Annotated in this window: 26 protein-coding genes; 14 read left to right on the top strand and 12 right to left on the bottom strand. The window is 40.7% G+C overall.

Annotated elements, in window-relative coordinates; all coding sequences use genetic code 11:
• Window positions 1-80: 80 nt before the first annotated feature.
• The 7 genes from INE92_RS06265 to INE92_RS06235 form a co-directional block, all read right to left on the bottom strand.
• Window positions 81-299: a hypothetical protein gene (locus tag INE92_RS06265; RefSeq protein WP_211421203.1), complete on the bottom strand. Its 219-nt coding sequence runs from the start codon at window positions 297-299 to the stop codon at window positions 81-83.
• Entirely contained in the window at window positions 296-1,321 is a 1,026-nt protein-coding gene (locus tag INE92_RS06260; RefSeq protein WP_212701985.1) for an SDH family Clp fold serine proteinase, read from the bottom strand. The genes INE92_RS06265 and INE92_RS06260 overlap by 4 nt, the downstream gene beginning before the upstream one ends.
• 7 nt (window positions 1,322-1,328) lie before the next feature.
• Window positions 1,329-2,009, bottom strand: a complete 681-nt coding sequence (locus INE92_RS06255) for an MjaI family restriction endonuclease (RefSeq protein WP_233476885.1) — start codon at window positions 2,007-2,009, stop codon at window positions 1,329-1,331.
• A 4-nt stretch (window positions 2,010-2,013) separates the two neighbouring features.
• The gene (locus tag INE92_RS06250) at window positions 2,014-3,297 is read right to left on the bottom strand and encodes a DNA methyltransferase (RefSeq protein ID WP_211421201.1); all 1,284 of its coding nucleotides are present in this window, start codon (window positions 3,295-3,297) and stop codon (window positions 2,014-2,016) included.
• The gene (locus INE92_RS06245) at window positions 3,288-3,575 is read right to left on the bottom strand and encodes a helix-turn-helix domain-containing protein (protein ID WP_233476884.1); all 288 of its coding nucleotides are present in this window, start codon (window positions 3,573-3,575) and stop codon (window positions 3,288-3,290) included. Before INE92_RS06245 ends, INE92_RS06250 begins: the two co-directional genes overlap by 10 nt.
• A 793-nt stretch (window positions 3,576-4,368) precedes the next feature.
• Window positions 4,369-4,560 (bottom strand): hypothetical protein, encoded by a 192-nt coding sequence (locus tag INE92_RS06240; RefSeq protein ID WP_232505050.1) that lies wholly within the window; start codon window positions 4,558-4,560, stop codon window positions 4,369-4,371.
• A gap of 70 nt (window positions 4,561-4,630) precedes the next feature.
• On the bottom strand, window positions 4,631-5,542 hold the full coding sequence (locus tag INE92_RS06235; protein ID WP_015531125.1) for a helix-turn-helix transcriptional regulator: 912 nt from the start codon (window positions 5,540-5,542) through the stop codon (window positions 4,631-4,633).
• 155 nt (window positions 5,543-5,697) lie between these two features.
• Here INE92_RS06235 and INE92_RS06230 point away from each other — a divergent pair, with 155 nt between their 5' ends.
• From INE92_RS06230 to INE92_RS06220, 3 genes are read left to right on the top strand one after another with little or no spacing between them, the layout of a single operon-like run.
• Window positions 5,698-6,318, top strand: coding sequence for an ABC transporter ATP-binding protein (locus tag INE92_RS06230; protein WP_004312876.1), 621 nt, complete (start codon window positions 5,698-5,700; stop codon window positions 6,316-6,318).
• 51 nt (window positions 6,319-6,369) lie between these two features.
• Window positions 6,370-7,164: an ABC transporter permease gene (locus tag INE92_RS06225; protein ID WP_004312875.1), complete on the top strand. Its 795-nt coding sequence runs from the start codon at window positions 6,370-6,372 to the stop codon at window positions 7,162-7,164.
• A complete protein-coding gene (locus INE92_RS06220; RefSeq protein WP_015531124.1) occupies window positions 7,161-7,439 on the top strand; it encodes a hypothetical protein in 279 nt (92 codons plus the stop codon). The genes INE92_RS06225 and INE92_RS06220 overlap by 4 nt, the downstream gene beginning before the upstream one ends.
• Window positions 7,440-7,492: 53 nt before the next feature.
• On the opposite strand, the gene INE92_RS06215 is transcribed toward INE92_RS06220, so the two are convergent.
• Entirely contained in the window at window positions 7,493-7,906 is a 414-nt protein-coding gene (locus INE92_RS06215; protein WP_015531123.1) for a DUF4891 domain-containing protein, read from the bottom strand.
• 340 nt (window positions 7,907-8,246) lie between these two features.
• On the opposite strand from INE92_RS06215, the gene INE92_RS06210 reads away from it, so the two are divergent.
• Entirely contained in the window at window positions 8,247-9,554 is a 1,308-nt protein-coding gene (locus INE92_RS06210) for an IS5 family transposase (protein ID WP_008771523.1), read from the top strand.
• Window positions 9,555-9,572: 18 nt separating this feature from the next.
• Here the strand turns inward: INE92_RS06210 and INE92_RS06205 are convergent, their stop codons facing one another.
• Window positions 9,573-10,076, bottom strand: coding sequence for an RNA polymerase sigma factor (locus tag INE92_RS06205; protein ID WP_004312907.1), 504 nt, complete (start codon window positions 10,074-10,076; stop codon window positions 9,573-9,575).
• A gap of 280 nt (window positions 10,077-10,356) precedes the next feature.
• On the opposite strand from INE92_RS06205, the gene INE92_RS06200 reads away from it, so the two are divergent.
• From INE92_RS06200 to INE92_RS06180, 5 genes are all read left to right on the top strand, one after another.
• Window positions 10,357-11,451, top strand: coding sequence for a Nif3-like dinuclear metal center hexameric protein (locus INE92_RS06200; RefSeq protein ID WP_015531122.1), 1,095 nt, complete (start codon window positions 10,357-10,359; stop codon window positions 11,449-11,451).
• 5 nt (window positions 11,452-11,456) lie between these two features.
• Window positions 11,457-12,287: a zinc ribbon domain-containing protein gene (locus tag INE92_RS06195; RefSeq protein ID WP_004312909.1), complete on the top strand. Its 831-nt coding sequence runs from the start codon at window positions 11,457-11,459 to the stop codon at window positions 12,285-12,287.
• Window positions 12,288-12,507: 220 nt separating this feature from the next.
• Window positions 12,508-13,905 (top strand): efflux transporter outer membrane subunit, encoded by a 1,398-nt coding sequence (locus INE92_RS06190; RefSeq protein WP_008770665.1) that lies wholly within the window; start codon window positions 12,508-12,510, stop codon window positions 13,903-13,905.
• A 34-nt stretch (window positions 13,906-13,939) separates the two neighbouring features.
• Window positions 13,940-15,073, top strand: coding sequence for an efflux RND transporter periplasmic adaptor subunit (locus INE92_RS06185; protein WP_074911143.1), 1,134 nt, complete (start codon window positions 13,940-13,942; stop codon window positions 15,071-15,073).
• A gap of 140 nt (window positions 15,074-15,213) precedes the next feature.
• Window positions 15,214-18,363, top strand: a complete 3,150-nt coding sequence (locus INE92_RS06180; protein ID WP_081354125.1) for an efflux RND transporter permease subunit — start codon at window positions 15,214-15,216, stop codon at window positions 18,361-18,363.
• Window positions 18,364-18,535: 172 nt separating this feature from the next.
• On the opposite strand, the gene INE92_RS06175 is transcribed toward INE92_RS06180, so the two are convergent.
• The gene (locus INE92_RS06175; protein WP_008022371.1) at window positions 18,536-18,985 is read right to left on the bottom strand and encodes a type I restriction enzyme HsdR N-terminal domain-containing protein; all 450 of its coding nucleotides are present in this window, start codon (window positions 18,983-18,985) and stop codon (window positions 18,536-18,538) included.
• Between the two features lie 63 nt (window positions 18,986-19,048).
• Between INE92_RS06175 and INE92_RS06170 the strand changes: the two genes are divergently transcribed.
• The 5 genes from INE92_RS06170 to INE92_RS06150 all read left to right on the top strand — a co-directional run bounded on the left by INE92_RS06170 (window position 19,049) and on the right by INE92_RS06150 (window position 24,305).
• Entirely contained in the window at window positions 19,049-19,825 is a 777-nt protein-coding gene (locus INE92_RS06170) for an AMP nucleosidase (protein ID WP_004312914.1), read from the top strand.
• Between the two features lie 24 nt (window positions 19,826-19,849).
• Window positions 19,850-20,869: a DNA polymerase III subunit delta gene (gene holA / locus INE92_RS06165; protein WP_004312915.1), complete on the top strand. Its 1,020-nt coding sequence runs from the start codon at window positions 19,850-19,852 to the stop codon at window positions 20,867-20,869.
• 1,213 nt (window positions 20,870-22,082) lie between these two features.
• Window positions 22,083-22,553: a helix-turn-helix domain-containing protein gene (locus tag INE92_RS06160; RefSeq protein WP_008022368.1), complete on the top strand. Its 471-nt coding sequence runs from the start codon at window positions 22,083-22,085 to the stop codon at window positions 22,551-22,553.
• A gap of 76 nt (window positions 22,554-22,629) precedes the next feature.
• The gene (locus INE92_RS06155) at window positions 22,630-23,406 is read left to right on the top strand and encodes a dihydroorotate dehydrogenase electron transfer subunit (protein WP_004312917.1); all 777 of its coding nucleotides are present in this window, start codon (window positions 22,630-22,632) and stop codon (window positions 23,404-23,406) included.
• Window positions 23,394-24,305: a dihydroorotate dehydrogenase gene (locus INE92_RS06150; RefSeq protein ID WP_008640229.1), complete on the top strand. Its 912-nt coding sequence runs from the start codon at window positions 23,394-23,396 to the stop codon at window positions 24,303-24,305. Before INE92_RS06155 ends, INE92_RS06150 begins: the two co-directional genes overlap by 13 nt.
• 168 nt (window positions 24,306-24,473) lie before the next feature.
• Here INE92_RS06150 and INE92_RS06145 read toward each other — a convergent pair whose 3' ends face one another.
• A complete protein-coding gene (locus INE92_RS06145) occupies window positions 24,474-25,781 on the bottom strand; it encodes an IS5 family transposase (RefSeq protein WP_008771523.1) in 1,308 nt (435 codons plus the stop codon).
• Between the two features lie 174 nt (window positions 25,782-25,955).
• Complete coding sequence (trmD, locus tag INE92_RS06140) at window positions 25,956-26,633, bottom strand: tRNA (guanosine(37)-N1)-methyltransferase TrmD (RefSeq protein WP_004312919.1); 678 nt, start codon at window positions 26,631-26,633, stop codon at window positions 25,956-25,958.
• Between the last annotated feature and the right edge of the window lie 2 nt (window positions 26,634-26,635).

Genomic DNA, 26,635 nt, shown 5'->3' with positions numbered 1-26,635 from the left:
CCCAAGACACTTGGGACTGACCTCTTTCGCATACAGAAGTCTGATAATGAGCATCAATAATTAAGTATAATATAAGATGCTTACTCTGAGGCTATGTCTATGGCGAAATAATTAGCAGACATATTATTTGATTCCTTAATTTCTAATGTTGTTGAACTTTGGAACATATTTTCATGTGATTGAAAGCTTGTGTTTTCAATTTCTTTGTATTGGTTTGCCGGGAAGTCTGCATTATTAATTGCATCTATAAACTTCTCGGAGAACCCCGCCTCTTTTAATGTACTATTTAACGATTTCATCTTCTTTGAGGAGTTAATGGAATATTAATGGGAGCTGCATTTCTTATGACACAATAGTTGTTGGAAATAAATATTTTAACAATTCCTGTATTTTCAAATATCCAATAAAACATTGCCCACATTCGTCGCATAGCTTTATCCAGCCCATCAATTGACTCTGAATGGGTAATTTTAAGTTTACAGACATTCCAAGCAACATCCCTATTAATAGCATGACCATGGCTTTTCCAGTTGCTATGACTACATAAAAGATTAGCTATTTCATTAGCTCTTTTTATTTTTTCATCGTTTGTAACAGGTGTATTTGTTGAAGAATGAGTATTCCATGCTTTGAACTTGAATTTAACAAGAAAGTCTTTAACCATATCGATTGAATACTTGCTTGCACTTTGCGCTAATCCAATATCTCGCGCATCCATATTTCTCAGTAACTGAATATCCGTCCAATCCGGTTGCTGATTTTGTTTGAGTTTTTCTTCTCCTCTAATACGAATTCCTTCTAATGCTACCAATATTGACTGTGCAGGAATAAATCGACCTTCCTTATTCGGAATTTGAGGATCTATAGGACCAAATTTTGATTGAGCAGACATGATAATTTCATCTCCTGACATAATTAAGATTGTACCTGCACTCATCGCCATATTTAGAACGATAAAATTCACTTTTTCAAAGCGAGGTCGTAGTACGTTAACAAAACTATTGACCTGATTTGCAGACCCTCCAGGAGTAACCAATACTATATCTATTTCTTTTGCATCAGCAGGAACCGACGATATCATCTCATTAAAAGGAAGATCATCTGTTCCATCGATTGAATTGTTTATATTGCCTTGAACTACATTTGTAACATAACATACAACAGGATTATTTCTAACAGCATATATTTCAGATATACTACGTCTGATTTCTCTGAGAACATCCAAATTATTGTATTGATAACCAAGCAGACTCTCAAATTCTCTGCCGTCTTGCATTACATCTAATAACGAATTAGATATTTTTATACCTATTGGATTCATGAGTTTATTATGATAATCGATTTATTTCTAATTTGATTTGTTCTATTACTTCTTTATTGGCTATTTCTCCATCCAAACTAAATACTATAAATACATTTCCGCCATATTGCTCTTTGAATGATTCGAAACTCGCTTTCATCCGTTCCGTTAGAGAATAACTTCCGAAATTGGCACTTGCAGTTATCGGCTTGATTTGTATGCCTATCGCTTTATCTCCGACTTTTGCAATATAGTCGATATCTCCGGCATGATCCAATTCAGGATCGCTTTCTTCAAAAGTTATGTCGGAAAATATTTTGGCTAAACCATCATTGATAACGGACTTTTCTCGTAAATAACCGTCGTAAGTACGATTTATGGTAAGATTATAAATATAATCGATACAATCTTGTTCAGTCAACTCTCGAAAAGCGGATTCCCATTCGGGTATAACGACTTCTGTAATTTTAGCATATAGCCGTTCTCCTAATTCTTTCAAACTTTCTACCGTTATTTTTGTCGGGTTCTTACCTGCTGTATGGGCGTTATCGAAATACCATGATTGCCACTCTTCGAAAGAGGATGGTTGGCAATCACGTATAAGAGCCATAACTGCACCGACTTTATTAGGACGGGATAATTGATAAGTTTGGCAAGCATAGTTCAGAACTCGTTCCTTTTTCCCGAAATTCATTGAATATCTATCCATAACATTATAGGGTTATCAGTTTCTCGAATTTGTTTTTATATTTGAAATCAAAAGAATAGTCCACGTCTGCCAAACCATTTTTCAGCATATGTGCATTTATAAAAGTCTTGTTATCCAAGTATAAGTAACACAACAACAAGTCTTTATCATCATACTTTATGGCATCGTAACGCAAAAAGACCTTCCTGCCTTTTGTCTTTTCCACAAGAAATTTTGTCGCATTACCATTGACAGACGGCTTTTCTTTGATTCCGAGCAGTCGTATGGTAAGTCCATTGTTCAATACAATAGTATTTGGTGACAAGATCGTTTTTACAGAAAAATACTCTTCCCGTTCTTTCTTGTCTTTATCTATCCGTGAACCGAATTGCAATTTCTTAATCTCGATTTTGCTTTCCATTTTGTGCGGGTCACTGAATATATAAGGCAAAGTTTTCATCTTTTCGTCAATGTCGAAAACAGATATATCGTTGCTGTATCTATATTCTACATTGCCGAACGAAAAGGATGAAGCGACCTTTTCCTCATAGTATTTTTTATAATCGGGATTTATTTCATACCCGATAGAATTACGTTGCAGATTACGCGCTGCCAAAGCCGTAGTTCCGCTACCCATGAATGGATCGAATACCGTTTCTCCAGCAAAAGAGAACATTTTGATTAAACGGTGCGGCAATTCTTCAGGAAAGACAGCAATATGCCCATCTTGTTTTGCTCCGCCAAAATTCCAATGGGAGGCGAAAAAGGTATTCCACTCCTCTTTCGTCATTGCCGAACATTTTTTTTGTTCGGCAGTGGGAACTGGTGCTTTGCCTTGCTTTTTGAATATCAGAATGAATTCATAATCGATTTTCAGAATACCGTTCCGAGGATATGGGAAACTTCCCATAACCGCTCCTCCACCGGTCGTGTTCATTGTGGTCTGCTTTTGCCATATAATCGCTCCCATATAATCCATTCCGAGCGACTCGCAAAAACGAATGATTTCTGTTCTTATAGGTATTACTTTATAGCGTCCGTAATAAACGGAGCGAGCGAATTGATCCCCGATATTTACACACAAACGGCAACCGTCATGCAATATACGATTGCATTCCGACCATACGGTGTTCAAATTATTGATATAACTCTCGTAACTATCATGGAATCCGATTTGACTATCGGTTCCATAATCTTTTAATTGCCAATACGGTGGCGATGTAATTATCAAATGAACGGATTTATCCGGTATCAAAGATAGATTCCGACTATCACCATTAATAAGCGTATGCGTTGTTTTTATTTCCATATTCTATCATCCACTATTATTTTCAAAGCTTTATCAGCAATGTTTTTATCTTCTCCTATAACTGCGTTTACTCTATCTGCAATCCAAAGGCTTAGTAATTCATCTCGCTCAATATTCAATATAGAGGAAAGATGAATTACTTGTTCTCTTTTAGCGAATCGATCTCCACGTTCGATTCGGCTATACATAGGTATATCTATGTTTAGAGCTATTGCTAATTCTTTTTGTAGCAATCCATTTTTAATTCGAGCCTCTTTTATTCTTTGAGCAAATAGCATTTTATGTTTCGTTATTTGTCATTCTTTGACAAATGTACTGCTTTTATTTGATTCGTGCATAATAAAAAACCTCTGTTTTTAACGATCTCACGATTTTTTATTGAATGACACAATCTTATGTCGAAATTGATATTGCAGCCAAAAGAGAAAAATACGATGTTGTTTCGTATTCTTTTTAACTGCGCTGTTATGTGAAGAAAGTGCAAGAAGAGGTGAAAATTCGGTTTAGTTTAGTACATTAGCCTATATATATGCTAAACAAAGTAAACTAAATTTAGGTAGGCATATTTGCCTTTCCATATGCCTATGACTTGATGGAAATGCTTACCTTTGCGGATAATAAAAATTCCGGCGAATGTAATCTGAAGATATACTTTTGCTCATTTTCTCTTTTGGCTGCAACAATTCATCGATGCGCTTCAACAATATATTCTCAGAAGAGCGACTGGTTGTCGGGGAAAATGGCTTAAAAAACATTTTAGTACAACCAAGTGCAAAGGATGAAACTAAGTGAAATGTGAAAAGCGAAGAATCGCTTAAATTATTGATTTTGTTCCTGTCTTGTTTCTTTGATAAGACACATGAAATTATATTGTATTGATATACAACGTATAACATATATGTCTTACAACATTTACCAGATTTCCCGAATAAGGATAAAAGCAAAACACTTTCATCTAATAAAATGTAATGTCATATAATTGCTTATGATGACAGTGCAAATATAGATATATTTTGCAATATAACACTCTAGGGTATTGTTTTTTTTAGGTTTAAGTATAGTCTTCGTTTCTTACTCTATCAAATCTATCTCATCATCCATTTCTCTATTCTCATTGTCATATAAATAAGATTCAGGTATATAGTCAGACAAAACCAGTTTTTCATTCTGTGTTTCGTTTTCAATTTCTTCTGCAAGATCAATATTTACGTCAATATCATCGCAGCAGGCATAGTTGTCGCGATATTGTTGATTACGTTTCATTTCTTGCTGAAAAAAACTGCTACCAAATAATGCTTTAAATAGATTCATAGTTTTAATGTTAAACGTTATATTATAAATGTCTTTTTATTGCTTCCTCATAAATTCTCCGTATTCGTTCCCGAAGATGTAACGGTTCAATTACTGTAAGTGAACTACTACGTGAGAGCAATGCCATTACAAAATCATTAGTAATACGAAGGCGTAATCTGATTCGAAATTCCATCTCATTGTCCGTAATGATTTCTTGTGAATGATGCAAAGGAATCGATTTCAAGAAACTACCATCTAATGCACTATAGCTTAGTTCAATATTTTCTACTGGAATATCTGTCTGATTCCAGATGCCGTAGCTGTCTTTAAATAAGTTGTTTGCATCAATATTCATATTCCTTTTGAAGGTTTCCTCATAAAGGATTTGGAGATTGCGGATACAGTCTATATTGAAAGTTTTTAATATGTTGTTGTCATAGGCGAGGAGATACCATCTTTGCTGGTCTTCTTTCAGATAATAAGGTAAGACTTTCTTTTTGCGTACTTTGTCTCCTTCACGTACATAAATATAACTGAATTCTACCGGGTGAAAGAATTTAATGGCTTTTATCAATGCCGGAAGACATTCACTGTCGTTTGGTCGATGATGTTCGGCAAGAACATAGGTGTGTAGGTTGGAAGTTTTGTCCAAAGCATTCAATAGGTCGAAGTTTAGCAGAAGCCGTTCGTACTGCTCCTTTTTCAAATCGTCTTCCTCATTGATATAATAACCGTTTTGTTTCTTATCAAAACAGATGCGGATACCAAATAGATCTTCTATATCTTTGAAGTCTCGCTGCAAAGTTCTTATGTCTACAGGTGTTCCATCTCGTTCTTCCATGCGATGTGTCACGTAGTTCTCCAATTCTTTACGTGGCACATACTGTTGAGGTCCTTTTAATTTATTGATAATGACCAGCATTCGTTGCATTCCTTCCCGTTTCTTGCCCATATTTGGTATTAATTTTAATTATCAAGAGCAAAGATAATGTCACGTGACGACAAAACATGTCGTTCTAAGAAAATTTCTAAGAAAACAAAGGGATTTTGATACGTATGCCCTTGTTTTTTTATACTTTTGGTGAAATTTTCAAAAGGTACGATTAAATGCTACATATTGAGAACATTTGTATTGCTTTTGGGACAGAGGTTCTTGTTTCCGGTTTTAATATGAAATTGGAAAGGGGAGAAACTGCCTGTATTGTAGGACAATCTGGCTGTGGAAAGACTTCGTTACTGAATGCGATAATGGGTTTTGTTCCGTTGAAAGAAGGGATAATCAGGATAGGAGGAATGGTACTGGATAAATCGACTATTGATACAGTCAGGCGGCAGATTGCATGGATTCCCCAGGAATTGGCATTGCCTTTCGAATGGGTGAAAGAGATGGTAGCTCTCCCGTTCGGACTGAAAGTGAACCGTTCTGTCCCTTTTTCGGAAGAAAGGCTTTTTGCCTGTTTTGATGAATTGGGACTGGAACATGAATTATATACCAAGAGAGTGAATGAAGTGTCGGGCGGTCAGCGTCAACGCATCATGCTTGCTGTAGCCGCTATGCTCAATAAACCTCTGATTATTATAGACGAACCTACTTCTGCTTTGGATGCCGATTCGACCGGTAGGGTCTTGTCTTTCTTCCGGCGACAGGCGGAAAGGGGAACAGCAGTGCTGGCCGTATCGCATGATAAGGACTTTGCTTCGGGTTGTCATTATTTAATAGAATTGTAACGATTGGAGAGAACTCTAATACGAATCGGATAGAATTGTTAAGAATACACTGTGGGAACGATTGATATATCATATTATAATCTTTTTATAGGCTTGCTTCTGCTTGCCATCCCGTTCTTTTATCTTTGGAAGTTTAAAACGGGACTACTGAAACCTGCCCTGATTGGTACAGTACGGATGATTATCCAACTGTTCTTTATCGGCATGTATCTGAAATATCTCTTTTTATGGAACAATCCCTGGATTAACTTCCTTTGGGTGATAATTATGATATTCGTAGCCGGACAGACAGCACTGGTGCGTACCCAGTTGAAACATCGTATCTTATTAATCCCTATTACGGTAGGATTTCTTTGTAGTGTTGTACTGGTAGGCTTGTACTTTATCGGTATTGTTCTTCAATTGGACAATATATTTAGCGCCCAATACTTTATTCCGATATTCGGTATCCTGATGGGTAATATGCTTTCGAGCAATGTGATAGCTTTGAATACGTATTATAGCGGATTGAAACGTGAGCAACAGTTGTACCGTTATTTACTGGGGAACGGAGCAACAAGGCAGGAAGCGCAGGCTCCATTTATCCGACAGGCCATTATTAAATCCTTCAGTCCGCTGATTGCGAACATTTCCGTGATGGGATTGGTTGCTCTTCCCGGCACAATGATCGGACAAATTCTGGGAGGAAGCAGTCCGAATGTTGCCATCAAGTATCAGATGATGATTATGGTGATTACTTTTACGGCATCTATGCTGTCGCTGATGATTACTATTTCATTGGCTTCACGCCGATCTTTTGACGCATATGGGAAATTATTAGAGGTAACCAAAGAACCCCGAAAATGACAATTACCGATCAGATATTCCGTAAAGTGGCTGAAACTTCTATTCCGCATTTTTTTATAACAGTGGAGTTTTCGGCATCCGGCACTGAAATGCCGGAACATATCGAATCGTTCCTGCGGGAAAAGTACAAAGTAATTCTTCGTGGAGCCAGCGGGCGTAAATTTATCTATAAAGAAGGAGAGTGGCGGCTTATTTTTACTTTCTTTCCTACCGACAGGGTGGTAGACGAACGGTATGCGCTGAAAAACAAAGTACAGATGAAAAGCGAAAGATAGACGCTAAGACAACGGGGTATCTTTGCTTTTAGCTCCGGTTGTGAGCACATTGATTACTTGCCTTTCAACATTCCCCATAAGCAGCGAAGCTGCACGAATTGTTCTCCGGGTTGCACATACCCGCCTTCAAACATCTTTTCCGACACTTTAAATTTGGAAAGATGATGGCGTATGTACGTCTCTACAGCCGGGGATTGTTTTTTGACGAATGACATCAAATCGACCTTTCCATCTTCACGAATGAGCACATGGGCTTTGATGGTACGAAAGCCGTACTCTTTGCAGTGTTTGGTTTCTGCTTTATCAATCCAGAAGATAGCAGTAGCTTTGACCGTATCTGCCGTGCAATCTTCGGCATTGTCAATTTCTGTAGACTCGGCTACAGCCGTTTCCGTATTATCACTCTTTTTGAGTTGGCAGGAGGTCGTCACAACTATCAGCAACAGTAGAGTCAGAATTGTTTTCATCGTATTTATTATTTAGTGGAAGTAAAAATACAGATTTTCAATAAATAACGGAAGTTTTACGCAGAATTTTATAATTAGTTTTTATTCCGGCACTGATTTTTATCCATATTTGTCCGATGAAAACAGGCAAAAGGCAAAAAGAATATACACTCTCTTTGCCTTTTGCCTATTGATAAAACTGAAAAATGAAATCAATTGTTTAATCTGAAACTGATGTAGATATAGTTAGTCGCCCCTTAGAATGTGCTTTTACGCCTAATAATCAACATATTAATATATAAATTGCTTTGATATATCTGCAAGTTTTTGTATCTTTATGGTTGAAAACTTGCAGATTATTATGATAAACAAGACCACCCCTCAGCCCTCCTTGTTCAGCTCTTTGACAGACCAGCTGAATCCCAGGCATCCCTTATACCTGCTTGCCAATAAGATAGACTGGCGCCGTTTTGAAGAAGCTTTCTCCCCGCTATACTGTGCCGTCAACGGTCGTCCGGCCAAACCCATCCGCCTGATGTGCGGACTTCTGATTCTTAAGCACGTGCGTAACCTGTCCGATGAATCGGTTGTTGAACAATGGAGCGAGAATGCTTATTACCAGTACTTTTGCGGTATGTTGGAATTCACGCCTTCCTATCCCTGCAATGCAAGCGAACTGGTACACTTCCGTAAGCGTGTCGGAGAAAATGGCATGGAACTGATTCTGTCAGAAAGTATCCGCGTCAATCAGGAGGACGACGGCCCGGACCATCACTGCACGGCCTTCATCGATTCCACGGTACAGGAAAAGAACGTGACTTATCCCACGGATGCGAAGTTGCATAAAAAGATAGTCCGCAAAGTGTTGTCTGTCGTAAAATCCTTAGGGCTTCCTTTGCGCCAGAGCTATACCTTTGTCCTCAAGAAGATCTACCGTGACCAGCGTTTCCGTAACCACCCCAAGAACCGTGGCAAGGCCCTGAAAGCGGACAAGCGGCTGCGCACCATTGCGGGAAGGCTTGTCAGGGAACTGAGGCGCAACCTGAAAGAAAACCACGGCTACGACTCCCTGCTCGACCTCTTTGAGCGGGTGCTTTCACAGAAGCGCAATTCTCCCGGGAAAATCTATTCCCTGCATGAACCGGAGGTGCAGTGTATCAGCAAGGGGAAAGAACATAAGAAATACGAGTTCGGCAACAAGGTTTCAATCGTCCGCTCAATTACCGGTGTCATACTGGGTGCCAAGTCTTTCCGGAATGAATATGACGGGCATACCATTGAAGAATCCCTCAGGCAGGTGGAACGCATTACCGGAAAGAAGATCAGGAAGTTGGCCGGGGACAGGGGGTACAGAGGAAAGAAAGAGGTGGGCGGCACCGGGATACTGATACCCGATGTTCCAAACAGGAAAGACAGTTATTACACACGCAAGAAGAAACATAAGCTATTCTGCAAGCGTGCAGGAATAGAGCCGACTATCGGGCATTTGAAATCAGACTTTCGTTTAGGACGCAACTTTTATAAAGGTGTGTTCGGGGATGTTGTCAATCTGCTCTTAGCCGCAGCAGCGTACAACTTCAAAAGAGCCATGAGGGTTCTTTGGCTACTTGTTGAAAAAATCTGCGGGACACTGTTTTCTTGCAATATCCCGCAGATGAGTACTTTTTAAGGGACGACTAGTTAGGGTTTAGCGGAAATCTTTCAGTTCTTCCTGTAATTTCTGGCGTGTGAAGAAGATACGGCTCTTTACAGTGCCCAACGGAAGATTCAGTTTTTCTGCAATTTCGCGGTATTTGAATCCGGAAACGTGCATGGCGAACGGAACTCTGTATTCTTTCGGAAGAGCATTGACTACGCGGTGCATCTCTTTCAGGTCGTATGTCTTTTCCGTACTTTCAAACCCTGCATCTTGCGGTAAATTAAGATGGTAGAGATTGTCCGTATGGTCAATAAATGTCTGGTCACGAACTACCTTGCGATAGTTATTGATAAAGATGTTGCGCATGATGGTATACATCCATCCTTTGAAATTTGTATCAGGTGTATATTTCTCTTCGTTATCTAATGCTTTTAGTGAGGTTTCCTGCAGCAAATCGTTCGCTTCTTCGCGGTCTGTTGTCAGTTTGTATGCGAAACGTAGTAGTTCTTCCTGAACGCCTACCAAGTCTTTTCTGAAGCTTAAACTTTTCATATGTGTTGTTTTTAAAATGTGAGTATTCGTTGTTAAAATTTTGATGTTGCAAGTTTAAGGTATTTTTTCGATCCCGCTAGGGGAGAATCCGACGGAATTTAGGGGAATTTCTATCATCGGATAGTTTTTAGGTCTTATTTGATAGTTTTCGGGTGGTGTTTGATATCTTTTACGGTGGTCTCAAGAAAACGGATAACGATAAATTCTCTAAAAAACGACCGTTTAGTATGATTATTCCTTTTTAATTTATTATATTTGCAACCAAATTTTCTACCAAATAATGAAAATTAAGCAAATAGTAAGCGCCCTTGAACGATTCGCGCCTCTGCCATTGCAAGACGGCTTTGATAATGCCGGCCTGCAAATCGGATTGACAGAAGCGGAAGCAACAGGGGCTTTGTTGTGTCTTGACGTTACTGAAGCTGTGTTGGATGAAGCGATCGCGTTGGGTTACAATCTCGTCATATCTCATCATCCGCTGATTTTTAAAGGGTATAAATCCATTACGGGCAAGGATTATGTGGAACGCTGTATATTGAAAGCAATAAAGAATGATATTGTGATCTATTCGGCGCATACCAATCTGGATAATGCGCAAGGTGGAGTCAATTATAAGATAGCCGAAAAAATCGGATTGAAGAATTTGAAAGTGCTTGAGCCGAAAGAGAATAACTTGGTTAAGTTGGTGACGTTTGTCCCTTACGCACAAGCTGACGCGGTACGCGAAGCACTGTTTGCTGCCGGATGCGGAAATATAGGCGACTATGATTCATGCAGTTACAATCTGAAAGGAGAGGGAACTTTCCGTGCAAAAGAGGGAACGCATCCTTTCTGTGGAACAATCGGAGAACTGCACCACGAAGAGGAGGTGAGGATTGAAACGATTCTTCCTTCCTTTAAAAAGGCGGAAACCATCAAGGCTTTATTGGCTGCCCATCCTTATGAGGAACCGGCATTCGACATTTATCCTTTATTGAACGACTGGTCGCAGGCGGGATCGGGAATTGTCGGTGAATTGGATGAATCGGAGACAGAGCTCGAATTTTTGAAACGCATCAAGAAGACATTCGAAGTGGGATGTTTGCGTCACAACAAGCTGAAGGGAAGAGAGATACAGAGAGTGGCATTGTGCGGCGGTGCAGGTGCATTTTTGCTTCCACAGGCAATCTGGTCGGGAGCGGATGTTTTTATTACCGGTGAAATTAAATATCATGATTATTTCGGTCATGAAGAAGATATTCTGATGGCAGAGATTGGTCATTACGAAAGCGAACAATATACAAAAGAAATTTTTTATTCCATAATCCGGGATTTATTTCCTAATTTTGCACTCCAATTGAGTAAAATAAATACGAATCCCATAAAATATTTATAAGTAAAATGGCTAGAGAAGCAAAAAAAGATCCGAATGAGTTGACGGTAGAACAGAAACTGAAGACACTGTTCCAACTGCAAACGATGTTGTCTAAGATTGATGAAATCAAGACATTGAGAGGTGAACTTCCGTTGGAAGTGCAAGACCTTGAAGATGAAATTGCCGGTTTGAGTACCCGTATCGACAAGATCAAAGCTGAAGTGGATGAACTGAAATCTGCTATTGCCGGCAAGAGAGTAGAAATTGAAACAGCAAAGGCTTCAGTAGAAAAATATAAGTCACAACAAGACAATGTTCGCAACAACCGTGAATATGACTTCTTGACAAAGGAAATCGAATTCCAGACATTGGAGATCGAACTTTGCGAAAAGAGAATCAAAGAATATTCTGCTGATAAAGAAGAAAAAGAGGCTGAAGTGACCAAGAACGATCAGATTCTTAACGAAAGAATGAAAGACCTGGAGCAGAAAAAGAGCGAACTGGATGAAATTATCTCTGAAACCAAACAGGAAGAAGAGAAATTGAGAGACAAAGCTAAAGACTTGGAAACTAAGATTGAACCACGTCTGTTGCAGTCTTTCAAACGTATCCGCAAGAACTCTCGTAACGGATTGGGTATTGTGTATGTGCAACGTGACGCATGTGGTGGTTGCTTTAACAAGATTCCGCCCCAGAGACAGCTGGATATCCGTTCTCGTAAGAAAGTAATCGTTTGCGAATACTGCGGACGTATTATGATTGACCCGGAATTGGCTGGTGTACAAATCGAACACAAGGTGGAAGAAGCTCCGGCAACTACTACCAAAAGAGCTATCAGAAGAAAAACTGCTGAATAAAGAAAGCAGTGAAGTAGTAAGTAAAGTTACTATTTTGAGATATAAAGTAAGCCCTGCAGCAATGCGGGGCTTTTTTTGTTTTAGTAAGTGCCCGTATAAAGGGGAATCGAATACTTCAAAATAATATTGCGTCGCGTGGGAGTTTTACTCCAATTTTACTCCGGTAAACAAACTTACCCTTTAGTTGTTATCTTTTCATTTCATAAAAACCTGAACTGATATGAGTATACGAGTGTGGGGCACATCGCTCCTTATGTTTCTTTCAACTGTAACTGCGGTTGGACAGACTGCAAACCGTTATTTGAAAGCTCCGCTCCCTAACGATTGGGAAGAGAGCGGGGAAGTGTTTCAACAGATACTTCCGGTGGATGACCATTGGTGGAAGTCATTTCAAGACGCCAAACTGGACTCTTTGATAGCTCTGGCAGTAGATCGTAATTATTCTGTTGCGATGGCAATCAACCGTATAGCCGCTGCTCGTGCCAATCTTTGGATAGAACGTAGTAATTTCTTACCTTCCATCGGACTGAATGCAGGGTGGACTCGTCAGGAAACAAGTGGAAATACCAGTTCGCTACCTCAAACAACGGATCATTATTATGATGCTTCGTTGAGTATGAGTTGGGAGTTGGATATCTTTGGCAGTATCCGCAAGCGGGTAAAAGCACAGAAAGAGAATTTTGCCGCCAGTAAGGAAGAGTACACAGGTGTTATGGTTTCGTTGGCTGCGGAGGTAGCCTCGGCCTATATCAATCTAAGGGAATTGCAACAAGAACTTGAAGTGGTGAAGAAAAACAGTGCTTCGCAGGAGGAAGTTTTGAAAATCACGGAAGTACGCTATAATACCGGACTTGTTGCCAAGCTCGATGTGGCACAGGCTAAGTCTGTGTTGTATAATACGAAAGCCTCCATTCCTCAACTGGAAGCGGGTATCAATCAGTATATAACGACATTGGCCGTTTTATTGGGAATGTATCCGCAGGACATTCGTCCGGTTCTCGAATCCGGCGGAACACTGCCCGATTACATGGAACCGATCGGAGTGGGGCTACCTGTCGATTTGTTATTGAGACGGCCTGATGTACGAGGTGCGGAATTGAGCGTGAATGCACAAGCGGCATTGCTCGGAGCCTCGAAAGCGGATTGGTTGCCGAAAGTTTTCTTGAAAGGATCATTTGGGTATGCCGCCCGTGATTTGAAGGATCTCACCAAAAGTAAAAGTATGACTTATGAAATCGCTCCGTCATTGAGCTGGACTATTTTCAACGGAGGACAGTTGGTGAACGCAACCCGACTGGCGAAAGCGCAACTGGATGAAGCGATTAATCAGTTTAACCAGACGGTTTTGACTGCCGTACAGGAGACTGACAACGCTATGAATGGCTACCGGAATTCAATCAAACAGATTGTCGCCCTGCGGGAAGTGCGTAATCAAGGGATTGAGACATTGAAACTTTCACTGGAACTGTACAAGCAGGGGCTCTCGCCTTTCCAAAACGTACTCGATGCGCAACGTTCTCTGTTATCTTACGAGAATCAGCTGGTACAGGCACAAGGGAGTTCACTTTTGCAACTGATAGCCCTCTACAAGGCTTTGGGAGGCGGTTGGAGAGAATAAAAAAATCAATCAAAAAATATATAACCTAACAGATATGAAAAAACTGATGTATATCTTTCTTGCACTGCCTATATTGACAGGTTGTAAGGAGAAGAAAAGTACAGGAGCGATGGGAGGTATGCCAACTCCGGAAATTAGCGTGACCAAACCCATAGTGGAGGATATTACTTTGACGAAAGATTACCCGGGCTATCTGACAACTGAAAAAACGGTGAATCTTGTGGCCCGAGTGAACGGAACCTTGCAGTCTACCTCGTATGTCCCCGGCGGACGGGTGAAACAAGGACAATTGTTGTTTATCATTGAACCTACCTTATATAAAGACAAGGTGGAGCAGGCAGAAGCAGAGCTGAAAACCGCCCAAGCTCAACTGGAATATGCCCGTAATAATTATAGTCGTATGAAAGAGGCTGTAAAGAGTGATGCTGTCAGTCAGATACAGGTACTTCAGGCTGAATCGTCTGTGGCAGAAGGGGTTGCAGCTGTCAGCAATGCGAAAGCTGCTTTGAGCACCGCCCGTACAAACTTGGGATATTGTTATGTTCGTGCGCCGTTTGATGGCACTATCAGTAAGGCGACGGTGGATGTAGGAAGTTATGTCGGCGGCTCGTTGCAGCCGGTTACATTGGCTACTATTTATAAGGATAATCAGATGTATGCTTACTTCAATGTAGCTGATAATCAATGGTTGACGATGGCTATGGATAACCAACAATTACCTGCCAATCTTCCGCAGAAAATAATGGTTCAACTGGGAAAGGAGGGAACTGAAACTTATCCGGCTGCCCTCGACTATCTTTCACCCAATGTAGATTTGAATACAGGAACGCTGACGGTTCGTGCCAATTTTGATAATCCGAAAGGGATATTGAAGAGTGGGTTGTATGTAAGCATTACTTTACCTTATGGAGAAGCTAAAAATGCGGTGCTGGTGAAAGAAGGTTCTATCGGGACCGATCAGTTGGGCAAATATTTATATGTTGTAAATGATTCGAATATAGTTCATTACCGGCATATTGAAATAGGGCAGTTGGTCGACGGCACTTTACGGCAGGTAGTGGGAGGACTTTCTCCGCAAGAACAGTATGTCACAGAGGCTTTGATGAAAGTCAGAGACGGAATGAAGATAAAGCCTCTTCCTGATTCTCTTCCCAAGAGAGAAAAGTAAAGTCTCTTTGCTAACTGATTGACTAACAAATGAAATCAATAAAGGCGATGTACTTAAAACCGATTAATTAACAAAGGTAACTTCTTGCTCCCTCTCTTTGGGAGAAGGCTGTGGAGAGGCTGCTTTTAAACCTATATATTATGTTTTCTAAGTTTTTTATCAACCGACCGATATTTGCTACTGTCCTTGCCCTGCTTATTGTAGTAGCCGGTCTGGTCACACTCAATATATTGCCTGTGGCGCAATTTCCGGAGATCACGCCGCCAACGGTGCAGGTCTCTGCCGTTTATCCCGGGGCAAATGCTGAAACTGTTGCCCAAACAGTGGGTATTCCTATCGAACAGCAGGTGAATGGTGTAGATGGTATGCTTTATATGTCTTCCAATTCTTCCTCTTCGGGAGCGTATTCTCTGACCATTACATTCGCTGTCGGTACGGACATCGATATGGCAACTGTGCAGGTACAAAACAGGGTAAGTATCGCGCAATCATCACTGCCGGAACCGGTAGTGGTGCAAGGAGTCACTGTGCAGAAACAGTCTTCAAACATTGTGATGTTCCTGACAATGACTTCGCAGGATTCTGTATACAATAGCCTGTATCTGACTAATTATGCCAAACTGAATTTAGTAGACCAGCTGACACGTGTGCCCGGAGTGGGTGCTGTGAATGTTATGGGAGCGGGGGACTATTCGATGCGCATCTGGCTCGATCCGGAGGCTATGCGTATACGGAATATTTCACCGCAACAGGTTTATCAGTCTATCCAGTCGCAGAATGTGGAAGTATCTGCCGGATATATCGGTCAACCTATCGGGCAGGATAATAATAATGCTTTTCAGTATACATTGAATGTCCAAGGACGATTGAAATCTCCAGAACAGTTCGGCGATATTATTATCCGCCGCGAACAGAACGGAGCGATGCTTCGCCTGAAGGATATTGCACGCATCGACTTGGGTTCTGCGTCATATAGCGTAGTGTCACGATTGAATGGAAAACCTACGGCTGCCATTGCTATTTACCAGCAACCGGGTTCCAATTCGCTGGATGTATCCAAAGGAGTGAAGGCTAAAATGGAGGAATTGGCGGCAAGTTTCCCGAAAGGAGTTTCGTATAATGTCACTTTGGATACGACCGATGTGATCCATGCTTCTATTGATGAAGTGATGGTCACATTCTTTGAAACGACTTTGCTGGTGATTCTCGTTATTTTCCTGTTCTTGCAGAATTGGAGGGCTGTGATTATTCCTTGTATTACCATCCCGGTATCGTTGATTGGTACATTTGCCGTGATGGCGGCATTTGGTTTTTCTATCAATACATTGACGTTGTTCGGGCTGATTCTGGCAGTTGCCATTGTGGTGGATGACGCGATAGTGGTGGTGGAGAATGCTTCGAGGTTACTGGAAACCGGGCAGTACTCCCCCCGCGAAGCGGTGACGAAAGCGATGGGAGAGATTACAGGCCCGATTGTCGGGGTAGTGCTTGTATTGCTGGCTGTGTTTATTCCAACGATGATGATTAGCGGAATTTCAGGGCAGTTGTATAAGCAGTTTGCATTGACTATTGCCGCTTCTACCGTGTTGAGCGGTTTCAATTCGTTGACATTGACCCCTGCGCTCTGTGCGTTGTTTCTTGAAAAGAGCAAACCTTCTAACTTCTTTATATACAAAGGTTTCAATAAGGCATATGACAAGACACAAGGAGTGTATGACAAGATTGTCAAATGGTTGCTTCAACGTCCCGGAATGGCTCTTGTTTCCTACGGTGCCTTGACTGTTATTGCTGTATTGCTCTTTATGCATTGGCCGTCTACTTTCATTCCGGACGAGGATGACGGATATTTTATTGCTGTTGTTCAACTTCCGCCTGCAGCCAGCCTTGAACGTACGCAGGCAGTGGGAGATAAGGTTAATGCAATTCTGGATTCTTATCCGGAAGTGAAGAATTATATTGGCATTTCCGGCTTCTCGATAATGGGTGGCGGCGAGCAGAGCAACTCGGCAACTTATTTTGTGGTACTGAAAAACTGGGATGAAAGGAAAGGGAAGGAGCATACGGCTGCTGCCGTAGTCAACCGTTTTAATGGTGAAGCGTATATGACTATTCAGGCTGCAGAAGTATTTGCGATGGTTCCTCCGGCTATTCCGGGACTGGGTGCTTCCGGCGGTTTGCAACTTCAGTTGGAAGACCGGCGTAACCTGGGACCGACGGAAATGCAGCAAGCTATCAATGCGTTGCTTGCTTCTTATCATTCTAAACCGGCTTTAGGATCTGTGTCCAGTCAGTATCAGGCAAATGTTCCGCAGTATTTCTTGAATATTGATCGTGATAAAGTGCAGTTTATGGGGATTGCCTTGAATGATGTTTTCTCTACATTGGGCTATTATATGGGAGCGGCTTATGTGAATGATTTTGTTGAATTCGGCCGTATCTATCAGGTGAAGATTGAGGCACGGGATCAGGCACAGCGCGTGATTGATGATGTCTTGAAACTAAGTGTGCCGAATGCGGCAGGAGAGATGGTACCTTTTTCTTCTTTCACCGAAGTGGAGGAACAGTTAGGACAGGATCAAATAAACCGTTATAATATGTACTCGACTGCTTCTCTGACTTGTAATGTTGCTCCGGGAAGTAGCACCGGGCAGGCCATACAGGAAGTGGAAGCATTATTTAAGGAACAGCTGGGAGATGAGTTTGGATATGAATGGACTTCTGTGGCTTATCAGGAAACACAGGCAGGAAATACAACTACCATTGTACTCGTGATGGCTCTAATTGTTGCTTTCCTGGTACTTGCTGCACAGTATGAGAGTTGGACCAGCCCGGTGGCAGCCGTTATCGGATTGCCGGTCGCATTATTGGGTGCTATGATTGGCTGTCTGATTATGGGAACTCCGGTCAGTATTTATACGCAAATCGGTATCATTCTGCTCGTTGCGCTTTCGGCAAAGAATGGTATTTTGATTGTGGAATTTGCCCGTGATTTCCGTGCCGAAGGTAATTCGATTCGGGAAGCTGCTTTTGAAGCGGGACATGTCCGCTTGCGTCCGATCCTGATGACATCTTTTGCTTTTGTACTAGGAGTGATGCCGTTGTTGTTCGCTACCGGCGCAGGTGCGCAAAGTCGTATAGCATTGGGGGCCGCTGTTGTGTTTGGTATGGCTATGAATACTTTATTGGCTACTATTTATATTCCTAATTTTTACGAATTGATGCAGAAATTGCAAGAGCGGTTCAGTAAAAAGAAAGCAGATGATGGTGGCGGGAAAGATGCTGCAACGTAGAAGTAAAAAGCTGTTTGAAGACTGTCTGGAAGGGTAGTTGGTATAGTGACGCTATCTGTTCGGGATAGCGTCACCATAGTAGGCAAATAGCGTCACTATCTTGAGGGGATAGTGACGCTATTTTATTCTTGTCGGCAAGGCTGTTTTTTTAAGGCGAATACAGCGGATTATTTTATAAAGAATGGTAATCAGGAATATCCTGGAGGAACGTATAGCTCTGATGTTCATAATCCATACGGCAGCAATAATGTTGCATTCCGTTGCTGACAATCAGGTAATCTACTTTCAGTACCATATTATATCGGGTAATCTGATCGAAAACAGCTTGCGTTATTTCAATGTGTGGTGCTTTATATTCTACAATCATCCGGGCTGATAAATCCCTCCGGTAAAGTACTGTATCGCATCGTTTGGTAGTACCGTTCAACTTCACCATTACTTCATTGGCAAGAAGGGTAGTCGGATATCCTTTGTGTGCAATAAGAAAGTGAACAAAGTGTTGCCGTACCCATTCTTCAGGGGTAAGGGCGACATATCGTTTACGAATAACGTCGAAAATTACATTTTTTCCGTTTCGTACGTTTATTTTAGTGTCGAATACTGGTAGGTTTAACGATAACATTTATTATTTTTGTAAGTTAAATAATGGTTCCCATTATTGGGAGCACAAATTTAATAGATAATTATGAAAACAAAAGAAGAAATCGTAGCTAATTGGCTGCCGCGTTACACAAAACGTAACCTGGAGGATTTTGGAGAGTATATTCTGTTGACTAACTTCAACAAGTACGTCGAGATTTTCGCAAATCAGTTTAATGTTCCTATTTTAGGAAGGGACGCAAATATGATTTCTGCTTCTGCCGAAGGTATCACAATGATTAACTTCGGTATGGGAAGTCCCAACGCTGCTATCATCATGGACTTGCTGGGTGCTATTCGCCCCAAAGCATGTTTATTCCTCGGAAAATGTGGTGGTATCGACAAGAAAAACCAGCTTGGTGACTTGATTCTTCCTATTGCGGCTATCCGTGGGGAGGGAACTTCCAATGATTATTTTCCTCCCGAGGTTCCTGCGTTGCCTGCATTTATGTTGCAGCGTGCCGTTTCTTCATCCATTCGTGACAAAGGCCGCGACTATTGGACCGGTACTGTATATACCACTAACCGTCGTATTTGGGAACATGATGATGCGTTCAAAGAATATCTGACAAAGACACGGGCTATGGCAGTCGATATGGAAACTGCAACTCTGTTTAGTTGTGGCTTTGCCAATCATATTCCTACCGGTGCATTATTATTGGTATCCGATCAGCCAATGACTCCCGATGGAGTGAAAACGGATAAAAGCGATAATTTGGTGACCAGAAATTATGTAGAAGAGCATGTTGAAATTGGCATTGCTTCTCTGCGTATGATTATTGATGAAAAGAAAACTGTTAAACACTTGAAATTCGACTGGTAATCCGGTCTTTCTGAAAAAATATATATGGCAAAACAAGAATTGACCTGTGATGACATCCTCAAGGAATTGAGAGCAAAGCAGTATCGCCCTGTCTATTACCTGATGGGAGAAGAGTCGTATTATATCGACTTGATTGCAGATTACATAACGGATAATGTGTTGAGTGAAACGGAAAAAGAATTCAACCTGACTGTTGTGTATGGTGCTGACGTGGATGTGGCAACGATTATAAATGCCGCAAAGCGTTATCCCATGATGTCAGAACATCAAGTAGTAGTCGTTAAGGAAGCACAGGCCGTGCGTAATATGGAGGAGTTGTCATATTATCTTCAAAAGCCTTTACTTTCCACTATCTTAGTGATATGCCATAAGCATGGAACTTTGGATCGTAGAAAGAAGTTAGCTGCCGAGGTGGAAAAAACGGGTGTATTGTTTGAGTCTAAAAAAATCAAAGATGCGCAACTTCCCGGTTTTATCGCTTCATATATGAAACGAAAAGGGGTTGATATGGAACCGAAGGCAACTTCTATGCTTGCTGATTTTGTAGGCTCGGATTTAAGTCGTCTGACCGGAGAACTTGAAAAGCTGATTATCACTTTACCTGCCGGACAAAAACGTGTTACTCCTGAACAGATAGAAAAGAATATCGGCATAAGCAAAGACTATAATAACTTTGAATTGCGCAGTGCTTTAGTGGAAAAGGATATATTGAAAGCGAACAAAATAATAAAATATTTTGAGGAAAATCCGAAAACAAATCCAATCCAAATGACGCTGTCTCTATTATTTAGCTTTTACTCCAACTTGATGTTGACTTATTATGCGCCGGATAAATCAGAGCAAGGAATTGCAAACATGCTAGGATTAAGAACTCCATGGCAGGCTCGGGATTATATGGCGGCAATGCGAAAATATAGTGGAGTAAAGACGATGCAAATTGTTGGAGAAATACGATATGCTGATGCAAAATCTAAAGGAGTCCAAAACAGTTCTATGACAGATGGGGATATTCTTCGCGAGCTGGTGTTTAAAATTTTGCATTAAGTCGAATTAAGAATTACATATATCATCAGACATATACTTTTACCATAGATAGAAATGGGGAGTATATGTCTTTTTTATATTCCCGCAATTATACTTATCTCAAAAAGACTCCTCACTATTTTCTGTGATTATTTTTACAAATAAAATTAGTTATTTCATCGTTTTATAGAGTTACTGTTTGGCTAATCACACAAACAGTTTTTTTAATTTTATATTGCCCTATCTTTTCAGAAAATACATTTTCATTAAATCTAAAGCTTGAATTTTTTAACGAGAAAAGTTTACTGATCCTTGAGTTTTATCAAAAAAAGCATTTTAGATTTTGATGCTACCATTTTATAGTGAGAATGGAGATTTTCTCTTTTTCTAAAGCTGCCCATTAATGTCATTTTGATAGTTCAGACTATATTGGATTGTTACAGCATGATTTTTTTCTAGTTTAATAGAAATATAGATTCACTTTATTGGGCTTAAATTCTTGTATATCATTTATTTATGCGAAAAATAAGCCTTCTAGAATCGAAAAAAAATAAATATCTGGAGATTGGTACAGAAATATCGCAAGGATTTGCTTTTTAGAGAAAATTGTAAAGGATGATTAGACAAAAATAGTAATATACATTGGTAAAGTATGGGTTGATTCCTTCCTTTTATTGCTTTTGCAACTATCAATATTTACTTTTGTATATTTGATCTGTTACCAATGTATAAAGTATTAATGTGAATAAGATACAAATGTGATAAAGAGCAAGCATTCACAATAGTGTATTTGTGAAATCACAATACTAATATTACATGTACAAATGTGGTTATATTGCTATTAACAAATAATAGTTTACTATTTATTCACCTGTGAACCAGTGTATTATATATTATTTTATCAATTTGTACTATAAAAGCCTCGCTTGGGTAGTATGTATATTTGTGAATAGTCGCGTTTGGTTTGCAATTGACTTTGTTATATATCTATATATCTGTATTTTATATGCAATTATTCAATTAATGATATATGTTTATATTTACTCTTTTTATTTGAATTACAAACGTAATATTCGAATTGTAGAATGTCGTATACTTTTGTAATATTGATATTTTTATATTTGTGATTTGTTTTTGTGAATCTAAATATTTACCTTTGTATTATCAATGATGTAATACGTATTTTTGTGAATCAGGTGCATAACACATACAATTGTACTAAAAAGAAGGTAGTATGGAAATAAAAGACAGAATCAGAATGATAATGGAGAGAGAAAAAGTTCCTCCTAAAGTTTTTGCTAAAACAATCGGAGTACAACAATCTACTCTCTCTCATATTTTAAATGGCCGGAATAAACCCAGTTTAGATGTCATAATGAAGGTTCATCAAAAGTATGACTATGTAAATCTTGAATGGTTGCTTTATGGAGAGGGCGAAATGATGGTATCTGAAGAAGAGACATCTTTTTCTTCTTCTAATAGCGATTATCTGCCTTCTTTATTCGACGAGAATCTCATAAATTCGTCCAAAGAGCCGGCTATTCCGGAAAATCGCAAGGAAATGCCATTAAGAAACGCTGAAAATGCCCCTAAAGAGATTGTAAAACAAGAGATTAGGTATATAGAAAAGCCTGCCAGGAAAATCACGGAAATAAGAATATTTTTTGATGATAATACCTATGAGACGTTTAGGCCTGAAAAATAAAGAGTAAAATCGGTGGTTTGAGCAATTTCCTGTATCTTTGCACCCAGAATACGAATTTATACTTTTATATCCATACATGAAGAAATTTATTTTAGATCTGACAGTGACCGAGAATATCAGATTGAATGCAAACTATGTATTGCTAAAATTGACGTCTCAGTCATTACTGCCCGAAATGTTACCTGGGCAGTTTGCAGAAATCCGGGTGGACGGTTCGCCTACTACATTCTTGCGTCGTCCTATTTCTATTAATTTTGTAGATAAACAGCGAAATGAGGTCTGGTTTCTGATCCAGCTGGTTGGTGATGGAACAAGACGTCTGGCAGAGGCTAATTCTGGTGATACAATTAATGTGGTGCTTCCGCTGGGAAATGCATACACAATGCCTCAAGAGGCTTCTGATAAGCTCTTATTAGTTGGTGGAGGTGTCGGAACAGCTCCCATGTTGTATTTAGGTGAACAATTGGCTAAAAAAGGCCACAAACCTACGTTCTTGTTAGGTGCCCGTAGCGACAAAGATTTGTTGCAGCTGGAAGAGTTTGCCAAATATGGAGAGGTGTATACTACTACGGAAGATGGTAGCCATGGCGAAAAAGGATACGTAACTCAACATTCTATATTAAATAAGGTACGATTTGAGCAGATTTACACTTGTGGTCCTAAACCAATGATGGTGGCTGTGGCAAAATATGCCAAAAGTAATCAGATAGAATGTGAAGTTTCTTTGGAAAATACAATGGCTTGTGGTATCGGAGCATGCTTGTGCTGTGTGGAAAATACGACAGAAGGTCACTTGTGTGTATGTAAAGAAGGTCCTGTTTTTAATATAAATAAACTACTATGGCAGATTTGAGTGTAAACATTGGTGAATTACAAATGAAGAACCCGGTAATGACAGCATCCGGTACATTTGGATATGGTGAAGAGTTCTCTGATTTTATTGATATAACGCGAATAGGTGGTATTATTGTAAAAGGAACGACTCTTCACAAACGTGAAGGGAATCCTTATCCGCGTATGGCAGAGACTCCTTCTGGGATGTTAAACGCTGTAGGACTGCAAAATAAGGGTGTTGACTACTTCGTAGAGCATATATATCCTCGTATAAAAGACATTCAAACGAATATGATTGTAAACGTTTCGGGGTCTGCGATCGAAGATTATGTGAAAACGGCTGAAATCATTAATGAACTTGACAAAATTCCTGCTATAGAACTAAACATCTCTTGCCCCAATGTGAAGCAAGGAGGTATGGCTTTTGGTGTGTCAGCAAAAGGGGCATCAGAAGTAGTTAAAGCAGTGCGTTCTGCTTACAAAAAGACACTTATCGTAAAACTCTCCCCAAACGTTACGGATATCACCGAAATAGCTCGCGCGGCAGAAGAAAGTGGTGCAGATAGCGTGTCATTAATCAATACATTGCTGGGTATGGCGATTGATGCGGAACGTAAACGCCCTATTTTATCAACGATAACAGGAGGAATGTCGGGAGCGGCCGTAAAACCTATCGCATTGCGTATGGTGTGGCAAGTTGCTAAGGTGGTAAATATTCCTGTCATTGGTTTAGGGGGTATTATGGATTGGAGAGATGCTGTCGAATTCATGCTTGCAGGTGCAACGGCTATCCAGATTGGTACGGCAAATTTCATAGATCCTGCTGTTACTATTAAAGTGGAAGATGGTATAAATAATTACCTGGAAAGACACGGGTGTAAGTCTGTAAAGGAAATTATTGGTGCGCTTGAGGTGTAATTGAAAACATACAATAACCATTCGCACTAAGTCTGCGAGAAAAATGCTATTTGTCTTTTGAATAAAGGAAGAATAAGCAGGCTGGAAACAGCGGATGAAAAATAAGTCTGTGTTTAACGATTAGCTATCAGCAAGATCTTTATAAACTGAAGGCTAACTAGTCGTCCCTTAAAAAGTACTCATCTGCGGGATATTGCAAGAAAACAGTGTCCCGCAGATTTTTTCAACAAGTAGCCAAAGAACCCTCATGGCTCTTTTGAAGTTGTACGCTGCTGCGGCTAAGAGCAGATTGACAACATCCCCGAACACACCTTTATAAAAGTTGCGTCCTAAACGAAAGTCTGATTTCAAATGCCCGATAGTCGGCTCTATTCCTGCACGCTTGCAGAATAGCTTATGTTTCTTCTTGCGTGTGTAATAACTGTCTTTCCTGTTTGGAACATCGGGTATCAGTATCCCGGTGCCGCCCACCTCTTTCTTTCCTCTGTACCCCCTGTCCCCGGCCAACTTCCTGATCTTCTTTCCGGTAATGCGTTCCACCTGCCTGAGGGATTCTTCAATGGTATGCCCGTCATATTCATTCCGGAAAGACTTGGCACCCAGTATGACACCGGTAATTGAGCGGACGATTGAAACCTTGTTGCCGAACTCGTATTTCTTATGTTCTTTCCCCTTGCTGATACACTGCACCTCCGGTTCATGCAGGGAATAGATTTTCCCGGGAGAATTGCGCTTCTGTGAAAGCACCCGCTCAAAGAGGTCGAGCAGGGAGTCGTAGCCGTGGTTTTCTTTCAGGTTGCGCCTCAGTTCCCTGACAAGCCTTCCCGCAATGGTGCGCAGCCGCTTGTCCGCTTTCAGGGCCTTGCCACGGTTCTTGGGGTGGTTACGGAAACGCTGGTCACGGTAGATCTTCTTGAGGACAAAGGTATAGCTCTGGCGCAAAGGAAGCCCTAAGGATTTTACGACAGACAACACTTTGCGGACTATCTTTTTATGCAACTTCGCATCCGTGGGATAAGTCACGTTCTTTTCCTGTACCGTGGAATCGATGAAGGCCGTGCAGTGATGGTCCGGGCCGTCGTCCTCCTGATTGACGCGGATACTTTCTGACAGAATCAGTTCCATGCCATTTTCTCCGACACGCTTACGGAAGTGTACCAGTTCGCTTGCATTGCAGGGATAGGAAGGCGTGAATTCCAACATACCGCAAAAGTACTGGTAATAAGCATTCTCGCTCCATTGTTCAACAACCGATTCATCGGACAGGTTACGCACGTGCTTAAGAATCAGAAGTCCGCACATCAGGCGGATGGGTTTGGCCGGACGACCGTTGACGGCACAGTATAGCGGGGAGAAAGCTTCTTCAAAACGGCGCCAGTCTATCTTATTGGCAAGCAGGTATAAGGGATGCCTGGGATTCAGCTGGTCTGTCAAAGAGCTGAACAAGGAGGGCTGAGGGGTGGTCTTGTTTATCATAATAATCTGCAAGTTTTCAACCATAAAGATACAAAAACTTGCAGATATATCAAAGCAATTTATATATTAATATGTTGATTATTAGGCGTAAAAGCACATTCTAAGGGGCGACTAAATAAAAACGACGGTGAGGATTTACATATTCTTTACCGTCGTTTTTATTTACACTTTATTTTATTCTCCCAATAAGTCGGGACGAAGTTTTCTGGTACGTTCCAGGGATTGTTGCAGTTCCCATTCTTTGATTTTTGCTTCATGACCGGATAAGAGAATATCGGGAACTTTCCATCCTTTATAATCCGCAGGTCGTGTATATACAGGTGCTGCCAGCAAATTATCCTGGAAAGAATCGGAAAGTGCGGACTGTTCATCAGAAATGACTCCGGGGATGATACGTACGATGGCGTCCGCCATCACCGCTGCTGCCAATTCTCCTCCTGTTAATACGTAATCTCCAATGCTGATTTCTTTAGTAATCAGGTGTTCGCGGATGCGGTAATCGATACCTTTGAAATGTCCGCAAAGAATAATGAGATTCTGTGCCAACGAGAGGCTGTTGGCCATCGGCTGGTTGAACTGTTCTCCGTCGGGGGTCGTGAAAATAACTTCATCGTAGTCGCGTTCTGCCTTCAGAGCATTGATGCAACGCTCGATGGGTTCTATTTTCATAACCATTCCGGCAAACCCTCCAAAAGGATAATCATCGACACGGCGATATTTATCTTCGGTATAATCACGCAGATTGTGAATATGTATCTCTGCAAGTCCTTTATCTTGAGCTCGTTTCATGATAGAACAATTGAAGAAACCTTCAATCATTTCGGGTAAAACTGTTATAATATCAATACGCATAA

It is taken from the genome of Bacteroides xylanisolvens, assembly GCF_018289135.1.
Taxonomy (GTDB): domain Bacteria; phylum Bacteroidota; class Bacteroidia; order Bacteroidales; family Bacteroidaceae; genus Bacteroides; species Bacteroides xylanisolvens.
Note: the sequence above shows the minus strand (reverse complement) of the source record. Positions and strands in the feature narration are given on the sequence as shown.